Genomic DNA, 3,847 nt, shown 5'->3' with positions numbered 1-3,847 from the left:
GTCTCGTGCAGCTTGATGTGGCGGTAGCCCTGCTGGACGGCCAGCTTCGTGCGCGCCGCCACCTTCTCGGGATCACGGTACTTCAGCAGGCTGGCATAGGCGGGCAGCCTGGCGCGGCCGCTGCCGCCCAGCAGCTGGACCAGCGGCAGACCCGCCGCCTTGCCGGCGATGTCCCACAGCGCGATGTCGAGGCCGGACAGCGCGAAGATGGTCATGCCATAGCGGCCGAACAGATGGAGTTTCTGCTGCAAGTCGTAGGACAGGCGGGCAATGTTGGACGCGTCCTCGCCGATCACGATCGGCGCGATCATGTTGTTCAGGGCGGCGCGCACGGCGTCGGTGCAACCGTAGCAGAATGCCTCGCCCCAGCCGACCAGCCCGTTGTCGGTCTCGACCCGCACCAGCAGGATGTTGTTGGTCGTCCAGGTGCGCCCGCCGAAGCCGGTCGGGTTGCCGCCGAAGGCGAAGGGCACCTTGATGGAATGGCTGTCGACGCGAGCGATCTTCATTCAATTCTCCCCTTTTGGCGGATGTCGGCCAGCAGGCGCGCGGCATGCACCTGGTCGGTCAGGTATTTCGAGGCGAAGCGCGAATCGCCGGCCGGGACGGTCGCCAGCAAATAGCCCGAGAGCAGCGGCGGCAGCGGCGGCGGCTCCGTCTCGCCTTCCGGCATCTCCACCTCGGCCTGGGCGAAGTAGGTGCCGCCATCGTCGCGCTTGAAGAAGTCGACGTCCCAGTGAAAGTCCCCGTCGGGCCACGAGTAGCGCACCTTGCACAGGCTCTGCTGGCGTCGCGTCCACAGCCGCGCGAAGTCGCTGGCGCTAATCGCGGTCTCGATCTCGACCACCTGGCCGTCGACCGTGCACTTGTAGGTGAAGACGTGACGCGTGCCGTCCGGAGCTTCGACCGACCGGATGCGCACGCCCACGGAGTCGAGGTAGGCCTGCTGCAGGACACTGCGTTCGACGCCGGGGGCGGCGCCAATGCGCCCTTCGAGTCCGCCGTCATCGTCCAGGACAAACTTGCGCTCGTTTTCGATCGGCATGCTCGATTTGACCGTCTGCAGGTTGATGGAAAGAATGGAACGACCACGAAAGAACAGACAATGGCCAGCCAGACCCTCGACGACCTGCCGACGCCAGCCCTCATTCTCGACCGCGCGATCCTGCGCCGCAACCTCGAGCGCATGAGCGGGCGCCTCAGGCGTGCCGGCGTCATGTTGCGGCCGCACGTCAAGACGGCAAAATCGATCGAGATCGGCCGCATGGCGGTCGAAGGTCACGACGGCCGCATTACCGTGTCGACCTTGGCCGAGGCCCGCTACTTCGCCGGCGGCGGCTTCAGCGACATTCTCTACGGCGTGGGCGTGGTGCCGTCCAAGCTCGCCGCCGTCAGCGCGCTGCGCCGCCAGGGTGTCAACCTGCGCGTGGTGACCGACAACCTTGCCGTGGCGCGGGCGATCGCGGAGGCGGCGCGCGACGGCGACACCTTTTCCGTCCTGATCGAGATCGACAGCGGCGCCGGCCGAGCCGGCCTGCCCTTCCCCGAGCTGCCCGGGCTGCTCGACATCGCCCGCGTGCTGCACCAGGCGCCGGGCGTCGAGCTGGCCGGCGTGATGACCCACGCCGGCCATTCCTATCACGAGAGCACGCCGGACGGCGTCGCCGCCGTGGCCGAGCAGGAGCGGCGGGCGATCGTCGGCGCCGCCGACCGGCTGCGAACGGCGGGCATCCCCTGCCCGATCGTCTCGGCCGGCTCGACGCCGACCGCCGTACATTCGCGCGACTTCACCGGCATCACCGAGATGCGGCCCGGCGTCTACGTGTTCAACGACCTCGACCAAGCGTTCATCGGCGCCTGCGGCGCGGGCGATCTCGCACTCTCCGTGCTGGCCTCGGTGATCGGCCACTACCCGCATCGCAACCAGATGCTGATCGATGCCGGTGCGCTCGCGCTCTCCAAGGACATCAGCGCCCAGGAGTTCAAGCCGCAGGTCGGCTACGGCACGATCGTCGATGCTCCGGCGAAGGACATGGCAGTCGTCGCCTGCTCGCAGGAGCACGGCTTCGTCGGCGCCGACGAGCCGATCCCGTTCGGCAACCTGCCGGTCGGCGCGCGGGTGCGCATCCTGCCCAACCACGCCTGCATCACCGCCGCCGCCTACGACCGCTACTTCGTGGTCGACAGCGACCTCGACGGCGGCCGCTCCGTGGTCGACACCTACGACCGCATCAACGGGTGGTGATTTTAGTCGCCTCCCCGGCTTCGCCGCGAAGGTGTCGCGTCTTACGCGACGGAGGGGTCATGAGTCTTTTGGACCGCGGGCGTCCCGCCCGGTCATGATCGTAAGCATGAGCGGGCGGGACGCCCGCGGTCCGCATGAACGTGACGCCTCTGTCGGCGATTACGCGGACACTTCCCCAGCAGAGCTAGGGAGGCGAATGAGATGAGTCACAACGAGCTCACCGTGTGGCCGCCGTCTACCGTGATCACGCTGCCGGTCATGAAGGCGCCGGCCTCGGAGGCCAGCAGCAGCAAGGCGCCGTCGAGATGCTCGGGCTTGCCGATGCGGCGCTGCGGGATGCGCTCGATCAGGCGCTTGCCGCCGTCTGTCTTCCAAAAATCGCTGTTCATCTCGGTCTCGATGTAGCCCGGGCAGATCGCGTTGACGCGGATGTCGTAGCGCGCCCATTCCATGGCGAGCGCCCGCGTCAGGTGGATCAGGCCGGCCTTCGAGGCGTTGTAGGGTGCTACCTGGCCGATCGTGCGCAAGCCGAGGATCGAGGCGATGTTGACGATGCTGCCCGGCCGCTTCGCCGCCACCCAGCGCTGCCCCGCCGCCTGCGCCACCAGCCACGCGCCACGCAGGTTGGTATCGACCACGGCATCCCAATCCTCCTCCGGCATGGTGAGCGCCGGCTTGACGATCGAGATGCCGGCATTGTTAACGACGATGTCGAGTGCGCCGAGTGCTGCTTCGACCGCGTCGAAGGCGGCACGCACGGCCTCGCCCGATTGCACATCGAGCGACACGGCGGCCGCCTTCCCTCCGCTTGCCTCCAGCTCCGCCTGCAGGATGGCCAGTCGCTCGGCACGACGCGCGGCGATCGCAACCGACGCGCCGGCCGATGCCAGGGTACGGGCGAAGTGCGCGCCCAGCCCCGATGACGCCCCGGTAACCAGCGCCACCTTGCCCTCGAGATCGAAACGCTTGCACATGCCGGTCGCTCCCCTGTTTCATGCCCGCCATACCAGCGAATGAATTTTCGGGAGATACCATGGACCTCGGTCTTGCGGGCAAGCGCGTTCAGGTCACAGGCGGCACACGGACTCATGGCTGGTAGCGCGCCACTCCGGTGGGGCTCAAGGGGCCTTTGATCGAGAAGATGAGCGCCATCGGAGTGGCGCGCTCCCAGCGATGACGCTCTCGATGCACATGGCGACGCGGGTGCGATACTGAACGTGCCCGCCCGCACGGCCTGGGGCCTGGTCAGCCTCCTGGTCGCCGCCGGCATCGTCGGCGCCTTCAATGTCGGCAAGGCGCCGCCGGCGCTGCCGTCGATCCGCGATGAGCTCGGGGCGACACTGAGCCAGGCCGGCTGGATCCTGTCGATCCTCAATCTGACGACGGCGCTGAGCGGCGTGGTGATCGCGCTCACCGCCGCCCGCATCGGCCATCGCCGCCTGGTGCTGGCCGGCACCGCGCTCTGCCTGGCGGCGAGCCTGCTCGGCGCCTTCGCCGGCAGCATCGAGGTCCTGATGCTCACCCGCATCGCCGAGGGGTTGGGCTTCATCGCCACGGTGGTGGCCGCGCCGCCCCTGCTGCTGCGCTTGGCGGCAGCTCACG

At 68.2% G+C, this 3,847-nt stretch carries 4 protein-coding genes and 1 pseudogene; 2 read left to right on the top strand and 3 right to left on the bottom strand.

Annotation, left to right across the window (positions count from 1 at the left end):
• A pseudogene (locus AB7O82_RS37660) lies at positions 1-509 on the bottom strand (mandelate racemase/muconate lactonizing enzyme family protein); the annotation flags it as partial.
• Positions 506-1,045, bottom strand: a complete 540-nt coding sequence (locus AB7O82_RS37655) for a hypothetical protein (protein ID WP_428621866.1) — start codon at positions 1,043-1,045, stop codon at positions 506-508. The gene AB7O82_RS37655 and the pseudogene AB7O82_RS37660, both read right to left, overlap by 4 nt.
• Before the next feature lie 60 nt (positions 1,046-1,105).
• Here AB7O82_RS37655 and AB7O82_RS37650 point away from each other — a divergent pair, with 60 nt between their 5' ends.
• Entirely contained in the window at positions 1,106-2,245 is a 1,140-nt protein-coding gene (locus tag AB7O82_RS37650; RefSeq protein ID WP_428621865.1) for an alanine racemase, read from the top strand.
• Positions 2,246-2,451: 206 nt separating this feature from the next.
• Here AB7O82_RS37650 and AB7O82_RS37645 read toward each other — a convergent pair whose 3' ends face one another.
• Positions 2,452-3,219, bottom strand: coding sequence for a glucose 1-dehydrogenase (locus tag AB7O82_RS37645; protein ID WP_428554456.1), 768 nt, complete (start codon positions 3,217-3,219; stop codon positions 2,452-2,454).
• A 243-nt stretch (positions 3,220-3,462) separates the two neighbouring features.
• Here AB7O82_RS37645 and AB7O82_RS37640 point away from each other — a divergent pair.
• Positions 3,463-3,847 (top strand): MFS transporter (locus AB7O82_RS37640; protein WP_428621863.1); only part of this gene is annotated, 385 nt, incomplete at its 3' end.

It is taken from the genome of Reyranella sp. (genome assembly GCF_050185545.1).
Classification (GTDB): domain Bacteria; phylum Pseudomonadota; class Alphaproteobacteria; order Reyranellales; family Reyranellaceae; genus Reyranella.
The sequence above is the reverse complement of the archived record's forward strand: the minus strand, read 5'-3'. Positions and strand labels throughout refer to the sequence as shown.

Excerpts from the sequence above, each read along its gene's own strand:
- AB7O82_RS37655 (WP_428621866.1), bottom strand. The coding sequence starts at position 1,045 with ATGCCGATCGAAAACGAGCGCAAGTTTGTCCTGGACGATGACGGCGGA.
- AB7O82_RS37650 (WP_428621865.1), top strand. The coding sequence starts at position 1,106 with ATGGCCAGCCAGACCCTCGACGACCTGCCGACGCCAGCCCTCATTCTC.
- AB7O82_RS37645 (WP_428554456.1), bottom strand. The coding sequence starts at position 3,219 with ATGTGCAAGCGTTTCGATCTCGAGGGCAAGGTGGCGCTGGTTACCGGG.